This window comes from Paraburkholderia sp. J69-1 (assembly GCF_905220255.1).
Taxonomy (GTDB): Bacteria; Pseudomonadota; Gammaproteobacteria; order Burkholderiales; family Burkholderiaceae; genus Paraburkholderia.
The window spans coordinates 1-20326 of the sequence record NZ_CAJMZG010000003.1 but is presented as its reverse complement, the minus strand read 5'-3'; the positions used below and the strand labels follow the sequence as shown (position 1 = coordinate 20326).

At 61.9% G+C, this 20326-nt stretch carries 15 protein-coding genes; 10 read left to right on the top strand and 5 right to left on the bottom strand.

Annotation, left to right across the window (positions count from 1 at the left end):
- Positions 1–76 precede the first annotated feature (76 nt).
- Positions 77–703: a type VI secretion system lipoprotein TssJ gene (gene tssJ / locus U5A67_RS05905; protein ID WP_205982601.1), complete on the bottom strand. Its 627-nt coding sequence runs from the start codon at positions 701–703 to the stop codon at positions 77–79.
- Between the two features lie 370 nt (positions 704–1073).
- Here tssJ and U5A67_RS05900 point away from each other — a divergent pair, with 370 nt between their 5' ends.
- The 9 genes from U5A67_RS05900 to tssA all read left to right on the top strand — a co-directional run bounded on the left by U5A67_RS05900 (position 1074) and on the right by tssA (position 12027).
- Positions 1074–1778, top strand: a complete 705-nt coding sequence (locus U5A67_RS05900) for a tetratricopeptide repeat protein (protein ID WP_205982600.1) — start codon at positions 1074–1076, stop codon at positions 1776–1778.
- A gap of 63 nt (positions 1779–1841) precedes the next feature.
- On the top strand, positions 1842–2387 hold the full coding sequence (tssB, locus tag U5A67_RS05895) for a type VI secretion system contractile sheath small subunit (protein ID WP_205982599.1): 546 nt from the start codon (positions 1842–1844) through the stop codon (positions 2385–2387).
- Positions 2388–2400: 13 nt separating this feature from the next.
- Positions 2401–3900 (top strand): type VI secretion system contractile sheath large subunit, encoded by a 1500-nt coding sequence (gene tssC / locus U5A67_RS05890; RefSeq protein WP_205982598.1) that lies wholly within the window; start codon positions 2401–2403, stop codon positions 3898–3900.
- A gap of 228 nt (positions 3901–4128) precedes the next feature.
- Positions 4129–4632: an Hcp family type VI secretion system effector gene (locus U5A67_RS05885; RefSeq protein WP_027815282.1), complete on the top strand. Its 504-nt coding sequence runs from the start codon at positions 4129–4131 to the stop codon at positions 4630–4632.
- A 96-nt stretch (positions 4633–4728) separates the two neighbouring features.
- Positions 4729–5208 (top strand): type VI secretion system baseplate subunit TssE, encoded by a 480-nt coding sequence (gene tssE, locus U5A67_RS05880; protein WP_205982597.1) that lies wholly within the window; start codon positions 4729–4731, stop codon positions 5206–5208.
- Between the two features lie 94 nt (positions 5209–5302).
- Positions 5303–7141 (top strand): type VI secretion system baseplate subunit TssF, encoded by a 1839-nt coding sequence (gene tssF, locus U5A67_RS05875; protein WP_205982596.1) that lies wholly within the window; start codon positions 5303–5305, stop codon positions 7139–7141.
- Positions 7105–8190, top strand: coding sequence for a type VI secretion system baseplate subunit TssG (gene tssG / locus U5A67_RS05870; protein WP_321818243.1), 1086 nt, complete (start codon positions 7105–7107; stop codon positions 8188–8190). The genes tssF and tssG overlap by 37 nt, the downstream gene beginning before the upstream one ends.
- A 37-nt stretch (positions 8191–8227) precedes the next feature.
- Complete coding sequence (tssH, locus tag U5A67_RS05865) at positions 8228–10894, top strand: type VI secretion system ATPase TssH (RefSeq protein WP_321818244.1); 2667 nt, start codon at positions 8228–8230, stop codon at positions 10892–10894.
- Between the two features lie 2 nt (positions 10895–10896).
- Positions 10897–12027, top strand: coding sequence for a type VI secretion system protein TssA (tssA, locus tag U5A67_RS05860; RefSeq protein ID WP_321818245.1), 1131 nt, complete (start codon positions 10897–10899; stop codon positions 12025–12027).
- A gap of 62 nt (positions 12028–12089) precedes the next feature.
- Here the strand turns inward: tssA and U5A67_RS05855 are convergent, their stop codons facing one another.
- From U5A67_RS05855 to U5A67_RS05840, 4 genes are all read right to left on the bottom strand, one after another.
- Entirely contained in the window at positions 12090–13049 is a 960-nt protein-coding gene (locus tag U5A67_RS05855) for an OmpA family protein (protein WP_321818246.1), read from the bottom strand.
- Positions 13033–14043 carry a type VI secretion system-associated protein TagF gene (gene tagF / locus U5A67_RS05850; protein WP_205982591.1) on the bottom strand — a complete coding sequence of 337 codons (1011 nt, stop codon included), beginning with the start codon at positions 14041–14043 and terminating at the stop codon, positions 13033–13035. The genes U5A67_RS05855 and tagF overlap by 17 nt, the downstream gene beginning before the upstream one ends.
- Complete coding sequence (tssM, locus tag U5A67_RS05845; protein ID WP_321818247.1) at positions 14040–17909, bottom strand: type VI secretion system membrane subunit TssM; 3870 nt, start codon at positions 17907–17909, stop codon at positions 14040–14042. The genes tagF and tssM overlap by 4 nt, the downstream gene beginning before the upstream one ends.
- 308 nt (positions 17910–18217) lie before the next feature.
- A complete protein-coding gene (locus U5A67_RS05840) occupies positions 18218–19075 on the bottom strand; it encodes a M15 family metallopeptidase (protein ID WP_321818251.1) in 858 nt (285 codons plus the stop codon).
- A gap of 141 nt (positions 19076–19216) precedes the next feature.
- Here U5A67_RS05840 and U5A67_RS05835 point away from each other — a divergent pair, with 141 nt between their 5' ends.
- Complete coding sequence (locus U5A67_RS05835; RefSeq protein WP_321818248.1) at positions 19217–20146, top strand: hypothetical protein; 930 nt, start codon at positions 19217–19219, stop codon at positions 20144–20146.
- Positions 20147–20326: the final 180 nt, after the last annotated feature.

The window sequence follows — 20326 nt, the reverse complement described above, 5'->3', positions numbered from 1 at the left end:
CTGTGCATCTATTGCAGCGGTATTGCGATTCTTCTGGCCCGCTTAAATTTGCATAATTCGATTGCGGCCCGCCGATTCATCCACAAGTTACCGATGAAAGCAGATTCAGCGGTTGCGAGGATTGGGCGGCATCGGCCGGAATTACCGTACCGCTCGTCACCGTCATCGCGCAGTTGTGCAGTCCAACCATTATGCCGGATTTCTCCGATTTCGCAGGATCGAAAGCGAATTTCCAGCGTTGCATTGCCGGGTCTCTAAACAGCGCGACGATACCGAAAGCCTGCGCTTCGCGCGAGACTTTTTCAGTTGCGTTATAGCGTTGGCCAGGGATCAGCGTGATTTCGCGCACGCTCAGCAAATCAGCGCCCAAGGTGCTTTTTTCTTTCGCCGGATCGGTAAAAGTATCGAACGGCGCCTGCTCGAACGAAGTGGGATCCTTGAGCGAATAGAGGCGTACCACTAGTGCGAGCGGCTTGTTATCGGTGGCAGCATTGAGATTACGCGCCGCGTAAAGCGTGACGCCCAGATCGCGAGGCGGTTTCTGTGCGTCCGGTACGTCGGGCTTGCCGATACCCACGATTTGCAGGGCCGCGGATGCCGCGCTGCCGATTGCGGGCACTGCCGCTGCACATCCGCCAAGCAAAGTGGCAGCGGTGCAGATCATGGCGGTGGTCGATGCAATTTGAATAATGCGCGCAGTCATTTTTATCGCGGGCCTCAAGCCCGAACTCTCCAGCTTCGTTAAATACGCAGGGTCACGAGTAATGCAAAGCGCATTGGAAGAACATTATCCCCGTGATGATCGTTTTTAATAAAATTCGGAAAAGATTGCTTGCCTCAAAGCGAGTCCAATCTGGTGGTTCGGAAATACTTTCCTTTTTACCGGCGTTCGTGCTTCTCAATGCATCGTCAAGCACATCAAGGCTTCCACACAGCCACCTTTTTTCTTTCTTTACCTTTTCAAAGCCAGTTGAATTATAGAAAATTGGCCTGTACTATACCCGCGCGCTGGGGGATAAGTAAAACTCTGGCTTCTCTCCTTGAATTAAAAATCAAACGGCGGTGAAAGAACGATGAAAAAGCGGGTCTTTTCGATGCTCACGGGGGCAGTGATCGCTTGCGGCGTTATGGCAGGTTGTACCACTCCGGCAAACACGCTTTCCTCCTCGCCCGAAGCCTTCAATAAGGCGCTTGCCGACGCGGACGCCCAATCGAAGGCAGGTAACCAGGACCAGGCTATCCAGGCCTATCAGAAACTCGCAGCCGCCGATCCGACGCGCGAAGAACCGTGGTCGCGCATCGCGCAGATCCAGTTCCAGCAGCAACACTATGGTCAGGCCATCGTGGCGGCGCAGGAAGCGCTGCAGCGCGACCAGACCGATCGCAGCGCCAAGAGCGTGCTCGCGGTCGCCGGTCTGCGCGTAGCGACGGAATCGCTCGGCGAACTGCGTCAGGACGCTTCGCTGCAAGGCGATGCGAAGTCGGACGCCCAGGCGCTCGCGAAGCAGTTGCGCGACACGCTCGGCGAAGATTCGCTGTTCCCGCCCGAGCCGAAGGCGAAGGCGAAGAAGCCGCGCTATGTGAGGCACGTGACGAAGTCTGCGCCGAAGGTTCAGGAAGCGGCAGATCCGGCGCCGGGCGCCGCGACGTCTGCAGCCACCAGCGCCGCAACGAATGCGGCCACGAATGCAGCGACGAATGCAGCAACGTCCGCCGCGGGCGCGGCAGCCGGCAAGGCAGCAGGCAGCGCAGCGGACCCGTTTAGCGCGCTGCGTTAAGCGGCCGCGCCGGACCACACCGCTACGTAGCACCAGTCGATAACAAAAAGCAGGGAGCCGACGATGGCCAAGAAAGAAAGCATCCAGAAGCGCTTGCAGAAAGTGCGGCCGCCGCGCGTGCAATTGACCTACGAGGTCGAGCGCGGCGATGCGATCGAAGTGAAAGAACTGCCGTTCGTCGTCGGGGTCATGGGCGACCTGGCCGGTCAATCGGAAATCGAGCAGCCCAAGCTGCGCGACCGCAAGTTCGTCAATATCGATCGCGACAACTTCGACGACGTCATGAAAGGCATCGAGCCGCGCGCCGCGTTTCAGGTGGAAAACCGCCTGAGCCCGGAAGGCGGCAAGTTCGCCGTCGATCTGCGCTTCACGTCGCTGGCCGATTTCAGCCCGGACGAAGTGGTCGCTCAGGTCGAGCCGCTGCGCCGTCTGCTGGAAGCGCGCTCGAAGCTCGCCGACCTGCGCAACAAGCTCGCCGGCAACGACAAGCTCGAAGACCTGCTGAGCGAAGTGCTCTCGAACACGCAGCACTTGCAGGCGCTTGCCGGCGGCACGCGCACGGAATCGTCGCCGGAGCATCCGGCTGACGATGAGTCCAAGGGCGATTGAGGCGGAGCACGACATGAACCAGCAAACTGCTGCCGCGCAAGGCGCGGCATTCGACGACACGCAAGCGGACGCTGCGACCTCGCTGCTCGACGATATCGTCGAAAAGAGCAAGGTCGCGAAGTCCGATTCGGAGCACGCGCGCGCCAAGGATCTGATCGGCGAACTCGTGCATCAGGTGCTCGACGGCACCGTGGTCGTCTCGAACAATCTTTCCGCAACGATCGACGCGCGCGTGGCCGAGCTCGATCGCCTGATCTCGGCGCAATTGAGCGCCGTGATGCACGCACCGGAATTCCAGCGCCTCGAAGCCACGTGGCGCGGGCTCGATTACCTGTGCAAGGAAAGCAATACCGGTCAGACCATCAAGATCAAGGCGCTGCACGCCCCGAAGCGCGACATCGTGCGCGACTTCAAGAACGCCGTCGAATTCGATCAGAGCGCGCTCTTCAAGAAGGTCTATGAAGAAGAGTTCGGCACCTTCGGCGGCGCGCCGTTCGGCACGCTGATCGGCGATTACGAACTCACGCGCCAGCCCGAAGACATGTACTTCATCGAGCAGATGTCGCATGTCGCCGCGGCCGCGCACGCGCCGTTCATTACGTCGGCGGCGCCTGAACTGATGGGCCTCGAATCGTTCGCCGATCTGGGCAAGCCGCGCGATCTGGGCAAGGTGTTCGATACGGTCGAATACGCGAAGTGGAAGTCGTTCCGCGACTCGGAAGACTCGCGCTATGTCGGTCTCACGCTGCCGCGCGTTCTCGGCCGTCTGCCGTTCAATCCGAAGGATGGCGCAACGGCGGAAAGCTTTAATTTCGTCGAAGACGTCGACGGCACGGATCACAGCAAGTACCTTTGGTGCAATGCGGCCTGGGCTTTCGCGGCGCGTCTCACGGCGGCATTCGACGACTTCGGCTGGTGCGCGGCGATTCGCGGCGTGGAAGGCGGCGGTCTGGTAGAAGATCTGCCGACCCACACCTTCAAGACCGACGACGGCGAAATCGCGCTCAAGTGCCCGACCGAAATCGCCATTACCGATCGCCGCGAAAAGGAACTGAGCGACCTCGGTTTCATTCCGCTCGTGCATTGCAAGAACTCGGATTACGCCGCGTTCTTCGCAGCGCAATCGGTGCAAAAGGCCAAAAAGTACAGCACCGACAGCGCCAATGCGAACGCCGTGCTTTCCGCGCAGCTGCAGTACATCTTCTCGGTTTCGCGCGTGGCGCATTACCTGAAGGCGATGATGCGCGACAAGATCGGCAGTTTTGCATCGGCGCAGAACGTCGAAGTGTTCCTGAACCGCTGGATTTCGCAGTACGTGCTGCTCGACGACAACGCCACGCAGGAACAGAAGGCACAGTTCCCGCTGCGCGAAGCGTCGATCCAGGTTGCGGAAATTCCGGGCCGTCCGGGCGCGTACCGTTCGGTTGCATTCCTGCGTCCGCACTTCCAGCTCGACGAACTGTCGATCTCGCTGCGTCTCGTGGCGGATCTGCCGAAGCCGGCCAATTCGTAAAACAATCATCGTTGCAGCGAGGCGTAGCGTGCGCAATTTTGGGGTGCGCGACGTCTTGAAGCTGCACAGCAGGCCGCGTGAGTCAACCGTCGTGACTCGCGCCGCCTGACGCATCCGGCGCAGGCTCCGACGGTATTCGGGCTTTGTGCTTGAGTTGCGGTCCATCGGGCGGGCAGTCATCGCGCCTGTCACCGCCGTACACACCACCTTTATGGGGAGCGATACGTTATGAAGGACATCTACCTAAAATTCGGCAATCCTGCGATCAAGGGCGAGTCGCAGGACAAGGACCACGCAAACTGGATCGAAATCGATTCGTGGAATCACTCGATTCTCCAGCCGCGTTCGGCAACGGCTTCGACGGCCGGCGGTCACACGTCCGAGCGTTGCGAGCACGCCGATATGCGTTTCACCAAGGACATCGACGTGGTCAGCCCGCTGCTGTATCAGCACGCTTCGGGCGGTACGACGTTCGACGAAGTCACCATCGACTTCATGCGCTCGGACGGTGAAGGCAATCGCATCAAGTACCTCGAGGTCAAGCTCAAGTACGTGATCATTTCGAGCATCACGCCGTCCGTGGTGGGCGAAGGTCTGCCGAGCGAAGAGTTCTCGCTCAAGTACGCTGCCGTGCAGTGGAAGTACACGCAGCAGAAGATCGGCGGCAACCAGGGCGGTAACGCTCAGGGTGCATGGAGCCTGACGAAGAACGACAAGACCTACGCGGTCTAAGGTCGTCATTGCCTGAACGTTGCGCGCGCATCAACCCGCGCGCAGCGTTTGGGCTTTTGCACAGATTGACGCCATGTGGCGTCGCCAGATTGTTCGATGAAGCGATTCGAGCCTAGTTTTTTCGACAAGTTGTTCGACGACGAACCGCACTCGCCGGCACCCGCCGCGATGCGGCAATTGTCGATGGAAGAACTGAAAGCGACGGTTGCGCGCGACCTGGAGTCGATTTTGAATACGCGCATTGCGTTTTCGGAAGAGACGCTCGCGCAATTGCCGGAGTGCCGCAAATCGCTGCTCACCTATGGGTTGAGCGATTTCGCGGGGCTGAGTCTCGCGAGTCATTACGATCGCGCGTTTATCTGCAAGTCGATCCAGCAGGCGATCGAGCGGCACGAGCCGCGTCTGCAACGGGTCAATGTTTCGCTCGAATTGAATTCGCGCTCGACCAGCGTATTGAATTTCGCTATTCAGGCTTTATTGGTGGTCCATCCGGCCGAAGAGCCGGTAAACTTCGACGCATTGCTGCAGCCGTCGACGCTGCAGTATTCGGTCACGCGCGCACGCGCGAAGACATAAGCAAGGCCGCGCATGGCGCCGCGTGACGACGCGGCTGCGAAGCGTTTTCGTCGAGGCGCGGCACAAGGCAGTTTCTGGGGGGCGGGGAATCGCGATGGAAGAGTTGTTGCCGTATTACGAGCGCGAATTGTCGTTCCTGCGACGCTATTCGCGCGAATTCGCCGAGCGCTATCCGAAGATCGCGGCCCGGCTCGCGATGTCGGGCGAGCAATGCGAAGATCCGCATGTCGAGCGCATGATCGAGTCGTTCGCGCTGCTAGGCGCGCGCATCAACAAGCGGCTCGACGACGATTACCCCGAATTCACCGAGGCGCTGCTCGAAGTTCTCTATCCGCATTATCTGCGGCCGTTTCCTTCCTGTTCGGTGGCGCAGCTTGGCAGCGCGGCGGCGTTCAATCATCTCACTGCGCCTGCGTTGATCGCGCGCGGCACGGAATTGAAGTCGCGTCCGCTGCGTGGCGTGCAATGCCGTTTTCGCACCGCCTACGACGTCACGCTCGCGCCCATTCGCATTGCCGAAGCGCGCTATATGCCGGTGGCGATGGCGCCCAGTTCGATCGTGCTGCCAGGCGATGCCACGGGCGTGATTTCGATCACTTTCGAATCGACTTCGCCGCAACTCGATATTGCCGCGCTCAAGGTGCCGCAATTGCGCGCGTATCTGAGTGGCGAGCAATCGTTTATCGCGGCGCTTGGCGATTGTCTTTTCGTCAATGCGATTGGCGCGTGGGTCGAACCGGAACGTAATGGCCGCTGGACGGCGCTGCGCGAATTGCCGTTCGCCCAGGCCGGTTTTGGCGAAGACGAAGCGCTGATCGATTTCCCTGCGAAATCGCATCCCGCTTATCGCCTGCTGACCGAGTATTTCGCGTTTCCCGCCAAATTCGATTTCGTCGATTTCGATCTGAAGGCGATGAGCGCGGCAACCGGGCGTTGCCATCGTCTCACGCTGCATATCGTGCTGAAAGAAGTGCGCGGCGATTCGCACGAGGCGCGTCTGCTCGATACGCTGGCAGCGCATCATCTGCGACTTTTCTGTACGCCGGTGGTGAATCTTTTCAAGCAGCACGGCGAGCCTATTCGTCTCAATCATCAGTCGGTTGCGTATCCGGTGATTGCCGAGGCGCGCCGCGCATTTGCCTACGAAGTCTATTCGATCGATTCCGTGCATCTGGTGCAGCAGCGCGCGAATGAAGAATCGGTGGTGGAATTCCGGCCTTTCTATTCGTTGCGTCACGGCGAAGCCGCGCGCGCGGGGCACTACTGGTTTGCGCGCCGCGACGAATGGGTCGCGCAAAAGAGTCCGGGCTACGAAACGGAAATTTCGATCGTCGATATCGACTTCGATCCGGCCTCCGAGCAAACCGATACGCTCAGCCTCGAACTCTCCTGCACGAATCGCGATCTTCCGGCCGGCCTTGCTGTGGGTCTGGAGGGCGGCGATCTGTTTCTGGAGGGCGGTTCGCTCACCAACCAGATTTCGCTGCTCGCGCGCCCGACGCCTTCGGTACGTTTCGAGCGCCGCCAGGCTTCGCACTGGCGTCTGATTTCGCATCTGTCGCTGAGCCACGTTTCGCTCACGGGCGGCGGCGCGGGCACGCTCAAGGAAATGCTCGCGCTCTACGATATGCGCCGCTCGGCAGTGTCGTCGCGGCATATCGACGGCATCGTCAACGTGGAGCAGCGCTCGGCCGTGCAATGGCTGCCCGGCAAGCCGTTCGCCACCTTCGTGCGCGGCGTGGAGATTCGCGTGACCGTCGACGAAGACCATTTCGTGGGCACGAGCCTCGGCACCTTCGTGCGCGTGCTCGATGTGTTCTTCGGTCTTTACGTTCATATCAACAGCTTTGTTCAACTGGTGGTGATGTCCGAACTCACCGGCGAGGAGATCCTGCGATGCAAGCCCCGCAGCGGCGAATCGATCCTGGTGTAATCGAGCGTCTGCTCGACGAGCCGCACCGCTTCGAGTTTTTCCAGGCGGTGCGCCTGCTCGAACGCTGGTTCGTCGATAAGACCGAGGACCGTCAGCGCGACGTACTCGCGCAGCGCGTGTCATTTCGCAATACCTTGTCGCTGGGCTTTCCGCCGAGCGAAATCGAACAGGCCAGGTCTTACGACGAAGCCGGCGCGTCGCTCGCCGAAAAAAGCAAGCGCGATGCCGCCATCGACGAAGGGCGGCTTGCCCAGGTGGAGATCACGCCGGCGTTTTTTGGTTTGCTGGGCGGGCAGGGCGCGCTGCCGCTGCACTATACGGAGCAGTTGATTGCGCGCGAGCAGTTGAAACGCGATCGCGCCGCGCGCGAATTCTTCGACGTGTTTTCGAATCGCGCGACCGCGCTGTTCTATAACGCGTGGAAAAAGTACCGCCTGCCGTTTCATTACGAACTCGATCGCGACGAGCGCTATTTGCCCTTGTTGCTCGCGCTTGCGGGCGTCGCCAACGACGAATCGCGCGATGGTCTGCATGGCGGCGCGGGCGGTCTGTTCGACGAAGCGATTGCGGGCCACGCCGTGGCCGCGCGCCATCGACCGGTTTCCGCGGCTTATCTGCAGAACACGCTGTCCGAGTATTTCAACGTGCCGGTGCGTATCGAGCAGTTCATCGGCAAATGGTATGACGTGCCGCCCGACCAGCTTTCGATGCTCGGGCAGCGCAATGTCGCGCTGGGCGCGACGGCGCTCGCGGGGCAGCGGGTCTGGCAGCGCGATATGCGTGCGCGACTCGTGATCGGTCCGCTATCGAAACAGGACTACGAAGCATTTTTACCCGGCGGCGAACGCGCGGTCGCGCTCGAACGCATGCTCACGCTGCTGGGCCGCGTGACGCTCGAATACGAAGTGCGCCTCGTGCTGCGCCGCACGGAAGTCGGGCCTAGCCAGCTGGGCGGCGGTTCGCGCCTGGGCTGGGACGCCTTCCTCTGCACCCATGCCGCCGAAAGCGATCGCGCCGACGCGCACTACGAATTGCATGTCACCCATTGACGACTGAACCGAACTTCGCCCGGAACGCCATCACGACATGAGCACGCCTCTCAAGACCCTGATCACCAAGCTCAACACGACCTGCCGCCTCGCGGCCGAACGGGCGGCCAGCTCGTGCCTGTCGCGCGGGCATTACGAAGTCGATCTCGAACATCTGTTTCTCGCGCTGATCGAAGAACCGGCCAGCGATCTGGTGTGCGCGTTGCGCGCCTCGCGTATCGATGCGCATGCAGTGCGCGCCGATCTCGAACGCGAATTGCAGAACCTCAAGACCGGCAATACGCGCACGCCGGTGTTCTCGCCGCATCTGATTGCGCTGTTCGAGCAGGCCTGGTTGATTGCATCGCTCGATACGCAGATTGGCCGCATCCGTTCGGGGCATCTGCTGCTCGCGCTGCTGAGCGCGCCCGATCTTGCGCAGTTTGCGCAGCGTATGTCGCCGCGTCTGGCCGAAGTCGCGGTGTCCGAACTCAAGCATCGTTTCGATGAATTGACCGAGGGTTCGGTGGAAGCGGTGCCGCGCGAAGCAGAACAGGGCGCGGCTCAGGAGTCGCAGGCGCAAACGCAAACCGCTGCGGGTCCGTCGAAAACGCCGGCGCTCGACACCTATACGACCGATCTCACGCAACGCGCGCGCGAAGGCAAGGTGGACCCGGTCATCGGCCGTGAAGGCGAAATTCGCCAGGCCATCGACATTCTGATGCGTCGCCGCCAGAACAATCCCATTCTCACGGGCGAGCCGGGCGTGGGCAAAACGGCCGTGGTGGAAGGGCTCGCGCTGCGTATCGCCGAGGGCGACGTGCCCGAACCGCTGCGCAACGTGGCGCTGCGTGTGCTCGATATGGGGCTGCTGCAGGCCGGTGCGAGCGTGAAGGGCGAGTTCGAAAACCGCCTGAAAAGCGTGATCGACGAAGTCAAGAAGAGTCCGCAGCCCATCATTCTGTTTATCGACGAAGCGCATACGATCATCGGTGCGGGCGGTCAGGCCGGGCAGAACGATGCGGCCAATCTGCTCAAGCCGGCGCTCGCGCGTGGCGAGTTGCGCACGATCGCGGCTACCACGTGGAGCGAGTACAAAAAGTACTTCGAGAAAGACGCGGCGCTGGCGCGGCGTTTCCAGGTGGTGAAGATCGAGGAGCCGGGCGAAACGCTCGCGGCTGCCATGCTGCGCGGCATGACCGCGTTGATGGAGCGTCACTTCAACGTGCGCATTCTCGACGAAGCGATTACCGAGGCGGTGCGTCTTTCGCATCGCTATATCAGCGCGCGCCAGTTGCCGGACAAGGCCGTGAGCGTGCTCGATACGGCTTGCGCGAAGGTTGCGCTCGCACATAGTTCGACGCCGGGCGCGATCGACGACGGCAAGCGCTATATCGAACGTGTCGATGCCGAAATCGCTTCGCTCGAACGCGAAGCCGCCAACGGTACGGCGCACGACGAACGCCTCGCGCAACTGCGCGAAGAGCGTGCGCAGGCCGCCGCGGAAGTAGCCGAAGACGAAGCCCGTTACGCGCAGGAGCGCGAACTGGTGACGCAGATCGCGGCGCTGCGCGAACGTATCGACGCGGCGCGCGAAGAGGGTGGATCGGCCGATCTCGCTCGCGACGCGGACGCCGCGCGCGAAGCGCTGCCCGCGCTGGTCGCGCAACTGCACGCATTGCAAGGCGATGGCCCGATGGTGCCGTTGCAGGTGGACGCGCATGTGGTGGCCGAAGTGGTGGCGTCGTGGACCGGCATTCCGCTCGGCCGCATGGTCAAGGACGAGATCAAGACGGTGCTCAATCTGAGCCCGCTGCTTGGCGAGCGCGTGATCGGTCAGGACCATGCGCTCGATGCGATCGCGCAGCGTGTGCGCACGGCCAACGCGAGCCTCGAAGATCCGAACAAGCCGCGCGGTGTGTTTATGTTCGTGGGACCGTCGGGTGTCGGCAAAACCGAAACCGCGCTGGCGCTCGCCGATATTCTCTATGGCGGCGAACGCAAGCTCGTCACCATCAATATGAGCGAGTACCAGGAAGCGCATAGCGTGTCCGGTCTCAAGGGCTCGCCGCCGGGTTATGTGGGTTATGGCGAAGGCGGCGTGCTGACCGAAGCGGTGCGCCGCAATCCGTATTCGGTCGTGCTGCTCGATGAAGTCGAAAAGGCGCACCCCGACGTGCTGGAAATGTTCTTCCAGATCTTCGACAAGGGCACGATGGACGATGCCGAAGGCCGTCCGATCGACTTCCGCAATACGCTGATCATCCTGACTTCGAACGTAGGTTCGCAGGCCGTGATGCAGGCCTGTCTGAACAAACCGGCCGAAGAACTGCCGGACGCCGACGCGCTCGCCGAATTGTTGCGTCCGCAACTGTACAAGACCTTCAAGCCCGCGTTTCTCGGGCGCATGAAGGTCGTGCCGTATTACCCGATCTCGGACGATGTGCTCGCCGAGATCATCGAACTCAAGCTCGAACGCATTCGCCGGCGCATCGAAGCCAATCATGGCGCGACTTTCGAGTGGGACGAATCGCTCGTGGACGCCGTGCTGGCCCGCTGCACCGAAGTGGATTCGGGCGCGCGCAACGTCGATCACATTCTGAACGGCACGCTGCTGCCCGAACTCGCGCAACAGGTACTCGAACGCATCGCGGAAGGCACGGCGCTGCAAAGCGTGAATGTGCGCGCGAACGAGTCCGGTGAGTTCGAATACACCGTGGAATGACCATGTCGACTGATTACACCGCGCTGCTGGCGCCTATCAACGAAAGCTCGCCGTGCGGCGAGGACCTGCTGTTTTCCGCCGATTTCGATGCGATCGCCTACGCGCGCCGCTTCGACGATCCCTCGCTCGATCAGGGCGAATGGGTCACGGAAATCAAGGAAGCCGACTGGCCGTTTGTCGCCGAGCGTTGTTCGGCGCTGCTCGCCACGCAGACCAAAGATCTGCGCGTGGCCGTGTGGCTGACCGAAGCGCTGGCGATTCAGGAAGGCGTGCCGGGCCTCACGCAAGGCTATGCGGTGCTGACCGGGCTGGTCGAGCGCTTCTGGGAACAGATGCATCCGCAGCCCGAAGGCGACGATGTCGAATCGCGTCTGGGCAATGTGGCGTGGCTCGCGGGCCGTTCGGCGGAATTGCTGCGCGCCGTGCCGCTCACGCAGTCGGGTATCGCGTTCAGCACGCTCGATTGGGATGTGGCGCAGCACGTTGCGCAGGCGGTGAAGCGCGATCCCGACAACGCTCACGATATCGCGCGCGGCAAGCCTTCGGTCGAACAGATCGACGCGTCGCGGCGCGCAACGTCACCGGCGTTCTACGAGGCGCTGCTGGCGCAGTTCAAGACGTTCGAGGCCGCGCTGGCCGCGCTCGATCAGGCGCTGGAGCAGAAGGCCGGCGATTCCGCGCCGAGCTTTCGTCAGACGCGCGAAGCTTTCGACACGGTTTATCGGCTTCTGGAGCGCTTCGCGCGCGACGTGGGTGTCGACCCGGACGCGCGCGCGAAGCAGGACAACGCGCAGCAAACGGAAGACGGGCAGAGCGATGCGTCGAATACGTCAGGGCGTTCGGAGCCGAGCTTCAAGACGCCATTGCCTCACGAGGACTATGTGCAGACTCAAACCCGCGTTCCCAGCCGCGCGCATGGCGGCATCCAGAGCCGCGCAGACGCGGTCGCGCAACTGCGTGCCGTGGCGGATTACTTCCGCGCGACCGAACCGCATAGCCCCGTGGCTTATCTCGCCGATAAGGCCGCGGAGTGGGCTGGCATGCCGCTGCACGAATGGCTCGCCACGGTGGTGAAGGACGACGGCACGCTCTCGCATATCCGCGAGATGCTGGGTGTGAAATCGGAAAACTAAGCTGAAGTTCTAGGCGATAAAAAAGCCCTGCATTTGCAGGGCTTTTTTCATGCTGCGCTTGCTTAGAGACCCGCGCGGAATTCGATACGGCGATTGCGTGCGCGTCCGTCCGTGGTGTCGTTCGACGCCACCGGTTGATCCGGGCCCACGCCGTTGGTCGTCAGTTGCTGCGGCGAAATCCCCTTGGCGACGAGATACCCCTTCACCGCATCGGCGCGCGCCTGGCTCAGCGCGATGTTCGAGGTACGGTTACCGGAGTTGTCGGTGTGGCCGATGATTTCCACGGTGCGCGTATTCATCTTCGCGAGCACGGCCGCCATCTGGTCGAGGATCGCGCGACCTTCCGGCGCGAGCGTGGCGCTGCCCGTTTCGAATTCGATCGTGCGGTTCGCGAGCGTCTGGTCGAGCAGACCCTGTTCCGAAGCGCTCACGCGCAGGCCGTTGCGGATCGTGTAGGTGGGATTGAGCGCGTTCGCCATATCGCTGGCGATCTGCTGACGCTGCGCTTCGTTGCCCACTTCGCCGCGCACGTCGATCTGCGTGCCGTCGATCTTCAGTTGTCCTTTGTGGATCTGCTTGAGCTGCGCGCCCAGCAGCTTCTGCACATTCGACGACCAGTTCGGCGGCGTCGCCACGTCGCCCACTTCGATCTGATCGACCACATTGCCCGCGCCATAGGTATCGCGCAGGCGTTGCAGCACGGCGGCGTGGGTGGCTTCGTCAGGCACCTTGCCGCCGGCCACGACCTGGCCTGGCGTAGCATCGACCGGCGCGGGCGTCGACGTGACGGTGCTGCGCGGCGCCGAAGCGGAAGCGACCGACGGCGTCGACGTAGCGGCGACATTCGCCGGGCCCGAAGCGGCGGGAATCGTGCCGCTCACCGTCGCGCCGTTCGTCATGATGGGCGTGACGCGCGCGGGGCTGGCATCGTCGGCCGATGCCGTTGTTGCAAACGAGGCCAGCGCGCCGAAGCTCAGCGCTACCGCCGCGGCCAGGCCGCTGCGTTTAACCACGTCGGCCATTGACCGGCTCTCCGATGAACGCTTCGCGGAACGTGTCGATGGCGACGCGCAGCGAGAGTTGCGGTTGATCGAGGTAGCTGACGAGTTTGCTGATGCCATGGTCGCTTTGTGCATGATCGTCGATCCACTCGGGATCGTCGATGTCGATGTTATGAGCTGAATAGGTTTGCGGATCGACCACGCTATGCAGGGTCTTCGCGGACGCGCCGTTGAAGCCGATGATGAGCCGTTCGCGCTGCGCGATGGTGCCAAGGAAAATGGCCAGTTCGAAATCGGCCTTCGAGACGAACGGCGCGATCAGTTCGAGCCAGAACGCGCCGACGAGGCTGCGATAGAACGGGTCGGTCGGCAGCGGCAGCGTGAGGCCGCGTTCGAGATGCGCGGCGCCGCTTTGCATCACCGGGCGCAGCAGCGAACCGAGCGCGAGCATCGCGCCTTTGAGGCGCACGGGATGGCCGCTGCCCAGCAGCATCTGTTCGAGGCCGGAGAGCGTCTGGTGTTCGATGAAATCCGCGAAGGTGCCGTCGTGCGGATTGCCCGTGCCGCCCACATCGACCGGCACGTGCGTTTCGCCCAGCGCCTGCAGCGCGCCCGAAGGCTCGCTCGGGCCTAGCAGCGGCTGCATCTGCGAGGCCACCCGCGACCACAAACGCGCAAATGCCAGCGGGCTGCGCGCGAGAAACGCCAGCGGCTGCTCGACTTCGAGCGCCGTGGCGGCGAGGAACGGAAAGCGCCGCGACGACTGGTCGTGGCTCGCGACCATATGGCCCGCGATCGCGAGGCGGCTATGCGAACCGAGAAACGCGAAGTGCATCGGCTGCGCTTCCTCGTAGACGATCTTCCAGCGCGGATCGTCGGTCAGCATGTTCATGGCTTCGGCGATCCAGTTGTCCAGCGTCTGCAACAACTGCGGATTGTTCGCGCTTTTGACGAAATCGCCGCGCGAGGGAATTTTGCCGAAATAGGCGATCTGCGCCTGAACGGTCTGCGTCATTGCGCGACTCCCTGCGAGTTGGTTGTGCCAGCAACGGTCGCCGGTGCGCCCATTGCGGCCTGCGGGCCAGCGGCCGCGCTGGCGCCTTGCGGATTCTGTGCGTTCTGCGCGCCGCCCGCCGCGCCGACGTTCGCAATCGACGACGGCAGTTGCACGCCCTTCAGACCTTGCTGCTGCGGCGCATCGCCGCTCGAAGCCGTGGGCTGCGAGGTGCTGATGATGCGCATGCTCAGCGACACTGTCACGCTGCCTTGCGTCCAGGTGAGGTCGAAGGTGCCGTCCGGGCGGCGGCTACGTTGCGCCGAATTGATCAGCTTCTCCAGACCGTAGCGGCCCGGCTCGTTGACGAGCTGGATCGTGCGGCCGTCGAAGGTGGTCGCCGACAGCGTCGCGCCAGGCGCGCCGTTCGGGTTCGGCCACACGAAGTTGGTCCACTGCGGCGGCGTGTTGCGATAACGCAGTTGCTGGCCGTCGATCGCAATCGTGTACTCGGTCGTGCCGGTCGAAGGCTGTGGCAGGATCTGGAACACGGTCTGCGGTTCGCTCGCACCACCGTTCGCGCCTGCTGCGCCACCGCCCAGCGGTGCGACCCAGCGCGCGAAGCCGCCGGTGAAGTCAGGCGTGAGTGCCAGACCCATATCGCCCCACGTGCGTGCGGTCAGCGTGTCGCCGCGACGCACGGCGAGCGGCCCGAGCGTGGTGCTGACGAACTTCGAGATCGCGCCATCCGGGCCGAACATCTGGCCGATTTCGCTCGAACCGGCTTCGACCTTCGCCGTACCCGCGAACGGATACTTGTTGGCGAGCGACGCCTGGAACGGCTGATACACCTGCGCGTTCCACACCTTGTTCACTTCGACGCTGGCCGGTTGAATGACCACGGCGTAAGCCTGCATCAGCGGACGCACGAGCAGGGGACGCAACGCCTTGCGCTGATCGTCGGTGAGACCCGTGAGCATCTGCTCGTCGACGAACTTCAGGGAATCGGACAGTTCCGAGCCGTTGCCGTCGAGCGTCTGCTGCATCAGCTGACGCGCGCCCGGTCCCGGATCGCCCTGGTTCTTGATCGTGTTGAAGCGCGTGCGCACCTTCGACAGCGAATCCATATAGCCCTTGAGCATCGAGCCATTGTCGTGCGTGACGACAATGCGGCCGAGACCCGCGAACGCCTGGCCGATCGGACCCATCGGGATTTCGACCGGATTGCCGTTGATGTCGATATTCGCTTCCACCGTGCCGCTGGTCGCGCGCGAGAACAGGTTCTTGAACCAGCCCTTGATGCCGCTTTGCGCCTGCTTGATGGTGGTGTTGACGAGCGACGGGTTATCCCACGACGTCTGGTCATACGCGGTTTCGAGGATCTTGCGGATCGGCGAATCCTGCGGGTCGCCCAGGCGGTTCATCGCATCCACGGCCTGACCGAAGCTGCCGAAGTCCTGCACGGCGATGCCCTGCATGAACTTCTGCCAGTGCTGCGCGTATTCGGCCTTGTACATGCCCACGAGGGTTTTCTGGATCTGCTCCGGGCTGCCTTCGAGCGTGAGGTCGTCGGACGCCGAGGTGTTGAGCACCCAGTCCTTGGCCTGCAGTTCCTTGGTGGCCGCATCGCGGATCGCGGGCTGCACGTACTGGAACCACGCTTCGCGCGTGAAGGTGCCGGGAATCGCGTAGCTGCCCGCGACCAGCGCCGTGTTGCTGTCACCGACGATGCGCGCGACGGTCATCGGCGCGAAACGCGTGGAGGCGCGCGCCTTGATCTCTTCATACACGCGCTGGCGTGCTGGCATGCCGCGCACCACATGACGCAGGTTTTCGCGCGTCTGGTCGATCAGCGAGAGATTCGCGTCGACCATCGGCCAGTCGTCGTCGTTCACGCGTGCGAGATAGAACGTGATCATGCGCTCGGCGCTGCGGATCATCTCGTCGCGAGGCATGTTGCCGCGATTCTGTTCGAGCCAGCCGCGCCAGAAGCGGGCGATCTGGTCGGTGAGGTGAGCGGTTTCGACGTGACGCTTATCCGAAAGCATCAGGTAAGTCTTGAGCGCGTTGTACGCGTCTTCCACGCTCGAGGGCGAGGCATCGCTGTAGAGGCCGCCCTGGCTCGTGTTCGCCATCGCTGCGTGCGCGGAAACCGGCACGGCGCCGGAGTCGGGCGCGTGCGTCATCGGCGCGAGCTGGTCCGGGTGGGCATCGACATCCTTGAGGAAGGAAGCGAGATTCTGCGAGACCGGCGTGAGCATGATCTGGCGCACGCCGTTGTAATACTCTTCGAGCAGATGCTGTTCGATGCGATCGCCCTGATACAGGCCCAGCGACACCGCGAGCGGCTTGTCGCGACGGAACTGTTCGAGCTGGTCGATGCGGTCTTCCAGAATGTCCATTGCCTGCAGACGCGACTGCAGGTCGTTGCGGTTCTGTTGCAGCTTCTCGACGTTGTCGAGATCGGCCTGCACATTCGCCACCAGTTGCTGGTTATTGACCGCCGACCACGTCCAGCCGCCCAGCGCGAGCGCGAGCGCCGCCACCACGCCAAAGAACGTGGCGTAACGCAGACGCGTTTTTGCCGGGCTCGCGAACTGGCGCACGGTCTGCTTGTCCGCGAAAATCACCTTGGAAAACAGGTCTTTCAGGAAGAAGCCGTTCTTCGAGAAGGCCGCTTGCGCCTTGGGAATGCCATCGGCCGACAAGGCGAAACGGTTGGCGATGCGCTGCGCGGCGGCGCTATTGGTTTCGCCTTCCTGCAGCGCGCTCGTGAAATAGAAGCCGCGGAAAATCGGCTTGTACTGGAATGGGTTGTTCTCGAACAGCGTGGCGAGGAACGCGCGCAAGGCGGGCTTGATCGTCGAGAATTCGAGCGGGAAGCTCAACTGGCCCGGCGTGAGCGCATTGCCGCGGCTGATCGACATCTGCGCGATGCTGATTTCCTTCAGGCCGTCATAGAGTTCTTCGAAGCGTTCGTCGAACTGCGCGACCACGTCGCGCTTTTCATCGGGCTCGTAGGGCAGGGTGGCGCCCCAGACGCGATCGTATTCGTGGCGATCGTTCGCGCTAAAGAATTCGGTAAAGCCCGTGATCAGGTCCACCTTCGTGAACATCACATAGACGGGCGCGAAGACTTCGAGTTTTTCCGTGAGTTCCTGCACGCGCTGGCGCAGGTTCTTCGCCAGATCGATGGCGAATTCCGGGCGATTGCCGGTGAGTTCCGCAATGCTCGCCGTCACGATGATGCCGTTGATCGGCGCCTTGGGACGGAAGCGCTTGAGCAGGCCCAGAAAGCCGAGCCATTCGCCACGGTCTTCTTCGTGAACCGAATAGCGGCCTGCGGTATCGAGCAGAATGCCTTCGGTCGTGAAGAACCAGTCGCAGTTACGCGTACCGCCGATGCCGTGCACGATGGCGTCTTTTTTATCGGCGAACGGGAATTGCAGGCCGGAATTGATGACCGCGCTGCTTTTGCCCGCCGCCGGATTGCCGATCACGATGTACCACGGCAATTCGTAAAGCGCGGAGCCGCCGGAAAGCTGGCCGATCTTCGAGCTCTTGATGGTCTTGACCGCGTCGGTCAGGCGCGTGCGCAGCGCGTCGAGTTCGGCCTGCGTGCCGCGCGCGGCGACGGCGGCCGGCGTTTCGACCTGGGCCTGCTGTTCGAGCATGTCGCCGAGCTTGCGATTGGCGCGGCGCACGCGAATGCGGCGCACGATCCACACGATCAGCCAGAGCGCGAACAGCACGCCGAGCACGGCCGCGACCCAGACGAGCCCGATCTGCAGCGTGTCGGCTGCAATATAGAGCACGGCTGCCAGCGCAATGATGCCGATGATGGAAAGCGTGCGCTTGTGAGTCAACACGTTGAGAAAGCGTTGCATATGCCGGTCAGATCCTGATGCTTTGAGTGCTGTTCTGGTGATTCATGCGTGACGGTGGCGAGACGCGCAACGGGCAGGGCGCGCGCGTGCAGCCGATCATGTGCAGGACAGGATCGGCGAACGATGTGAAAACTGTGAGAGATCAGGAAAGGAATTGCGCGGCTTGCGCGGCATATCGCTCAAGGTATTGAAAGAACGCCCCATATCCATCCTCTTTATTGTTCGCATTGCGTTTTGCTTCGGCCCAATCTGCATATACGCATGCGTGCTTATCTGCTGCCGGTGACATGCACGTGTCATTGCGCATGTCATTTTGCATCTGCCGGCCTGCGTCCCAGCACGAAACCGGGCTTGTGATATTCGACGTGCCCGAGGTCCATCATTTTCCAGCGTCCGCCCCATGTGAGGCCAACCTGTTCGGCAACCTGTCCATATAACTGATAGCCGCGCATGGCCCACGGATCTTTTTCTGAAATGATGAGCTTGCCGTCGCGCAGGAATGCGTTATCCGCTGCGAGTCCGTATTGGTGATAGCTCTGAAACGCCGCGGCATTAGTCACGCTGCCCCCCATTCTTGCCAGCCGGTCCTGCCGATCGGGGCTGCGATAACCTTCAAGCAAAGCCATGTCGTAACCGTATTGCTCGTGCATGATTTTATAAACGAGCAGCAAACGCGTACGGAAATCCGCATCGAGCAGATTCCAGTCGCGACTCGCATCCACCAGTGCCGGACGAATCTGTTCAACCTCACGCGTGGCGAACACTTCAGGCGGCAAAGGCGGCGGCGGAACCAGCTGCTCGCCATTGAGCAGTGCCGCGATTTTTTCATCGGGCACACGAGCCGTGTCATCGTATTGGAATAACTGGCGACCGCGAAGCGCAATAGCAATCAGCGGCGGCGTCGCAAGAATACCTGTCGTCGACAAAATCAGCAAGCGCCGCTTAATCAGCAAATTTTGCATATCGACCATTGTCGATTGGGAATATTTTGCCGATTTAGAAATATGCTTGCGCGCATGTGTAGAACTCGCGGAAATACGCCGCGTGATCACATTATGCAGGCTGAATAAAGCATCGAAAAAGGACGCTCGAACGCCCGGTAACAGCAGAATTGCGGCTATCGGTACGGTAATGGCGAAATAGACTACGAGTGCAATGGCAACCAAAAGCGACCCCGTGAACTGAGGCAATTGTTTTTTGTAATGCTTGATTTTAGAATCAGGCCTGCCCGAACTCGGGCCGACACGTATTATTACGGCGAAACAGGCCCGATTCAATGTGCACGATCCGAATGAGACTCTAAAGTAATGAGTGTGCCGGACAATTCCCGACCCAAAGCTCCACCCAGCCTGCTGGCAGATACACCCGCCAGGCCGGCCGGCGCACCTGCCAGCGGCACGCCCGCTGGCTCACGCATTCTCGCTAACCTCGAAGGGCGCGTGGTGCCGCAGCCCATGCCTGCGGGCAAGACGCCGCAGCGTTCCTCGAAAGCGGCCGGCCTTGTGGCGCTGCTCGTAATCGGTGCGGGCGCATTCGGTGCATGGCACTGGATGTCGCGCACGCCGTCGAGTACGTCGAACGCGGCATCGACGGCGGCCAGCGCGGTTGCCGTGGCTGCAGCGTCGGCTACGCCCGCGTCGCATGCAGTCGTTGCGAGCGCACAGAAAAATGCGCCCGAGGAGGCATCGGCTTCGCACGCGGCCACCATCGTCGCCGACGACGACTCGGCATCTGCAGGAGGCGAGAACGAACGCCTCGCGCGCGTGCTCGCAGATGGCTCGGCCAGCGGCGCGACCGCGCCCGCTGCACCCGCGGCGCCGGTTGCGCAAACAGCACAGGCCGCGCCGGAAAAAAGCGCCGCAAAGCATCAACACGATAGCGCCGATACCAAGCATCAAACGGCCAACGCGCATAAGAACGACAGCAAGGCCGATAGCAAGACGGCGCTCGCCCAGTCGAAGAAGGCGCACGCCAACGGTAAAAAAGACGATTCCGATGCGGATCTGCTGGCCGTGCTGTTCGCGCGCTCCAAGCCGACGGATGCGAAGACCGGTTCGCATGCATCGAAGGGTTCGGCGAAAGGCAGTGAGGCTAACGCGTCGTTGGCGCAGCAGGTCAAGGCTTGCAGCGAGCGCGGTTTCTTCGAGGATCAGCTTTGCCGCTGGCGCGTCTGCGACGGTCACTGGGGCAAAGATCCGGCTTGCCCGCAGGCTGCGAAAGCCAGCAACGAGCATTGAAGCCGTGACGGTACGAACGTGCCGTCATGACGATTGCCGAAGAATCTGTCGATTCTTCGGCATGCCAGGTAAATTCGCGGGCGCGATGCACAGCAGTCAAATCAGGACCGGCAGGGTTTTCCGAACGTTCTATGTGATTTGACATAATGCAAATTATCGCAATTTCGTAAAGCTGTGGCT

What these genes read in the sequence shown, in the direction of transcription:
- tssJ (WP_205982601.1), bottom strand. Translation starts at nt 703, where the DNA reads ATGACTGCGCGCATTATTCAAATTGCATCGACCACCGCCATGATCTGC.
- U5A67_RS05900 (WP_205982600.1), top strand. Translation starts at nt 1,074, where the DNA reads ATGAAAAAGCGGGTCTTTTCGATGCTCACGGGGGCAGTGATCGCTTGC.
- tssB (WP_205982599.1), top strand. Translation starts at nt 1,842, where the DNA reads ATGGCCAAGAAAGAAAGCATCCAGAAGCGCTTGCAGAAAGTGCGGCCG.
- tssC (WP_205982598.1), top strand. Translation starts at nt 2,401, where the DNA reads ATGAACCAGCAAACTGCTGCCGCGCAAGGCGCGGCATTCGACGACACG.
- U5A67_RS05885 (WP_027815282.1), top strand. Translation starts at nt 4,129, where the DNA reads ATGAAGGACATCTACCTAAAATTCGGCAATCCTGCGATCAAGGGCGAG.
- tssE (WP_205982597.1), top strand. Translation starts at nt 4,729, where the DNA reads ATGAAGCGATTCGAGCCTAGTTTTTTCGACAAGTTGTTCGACGACGAA.
- tssF (WP_205982596.1), top strand. Translation starts at nt 5,303, where the DNA reads ATGGAAGAGTTGTTGCCGTATTACGAGCGCGAATTGTCGTTCCTGCGA.
- tssG (WP_321818243.1), top strand. Translation starts at nt 7,105, where the DNA reads ATGCAAGCCCCGCAGCGGCGAATCGATCCTGGTGTAATCGAGCGTCTG.
- tssH (WP_321818244.1), top strand. Translation starts at nt 8,228, where the DNA reads ATGAGCACGCCTCTCAAGACCCTGATCACCAAGCTCAACACGACCTGC.
- tssA (WP_321818245.1), top strand. Translation starts at nt 10,897, where the DNA reads ATGTCGACTGATTACACCGCGCTGCTGGCGCCTATCAACGAAAGCTCG.
- U5A67_RS05855 (WP_321818246.1), bottom strand. Translation starts at nt 13,049, where the DNA reads ATGGCCGACGTGGTTAAACGCAGCGGCCTGGCCGCGGCGGTAGCGCTG.
- tagF (WP_205982591.1), bottom strand. Translation starts at nt 14,043, where the DNA reads ATGACGCAGACCGTTCAGGCGCAGATCGCCTATTTCGGCAAAATTCCC.
- tssM (WP_321818247.1), bottom strand. Translation starts at nt 17,909, where the DNA reads ATGCAACGCTTTCTCAACGTGTTGACTCACAAGCGCACGCTTTCCATC.
- U5A67_RS05835 (WP_321818248.1), top strand. Translation starts at nt 19,217, where the DNA reads ATGAGTGTGCCGGACAATTCCCGACCCAAAGCTCCACCCAGCCTGCTG.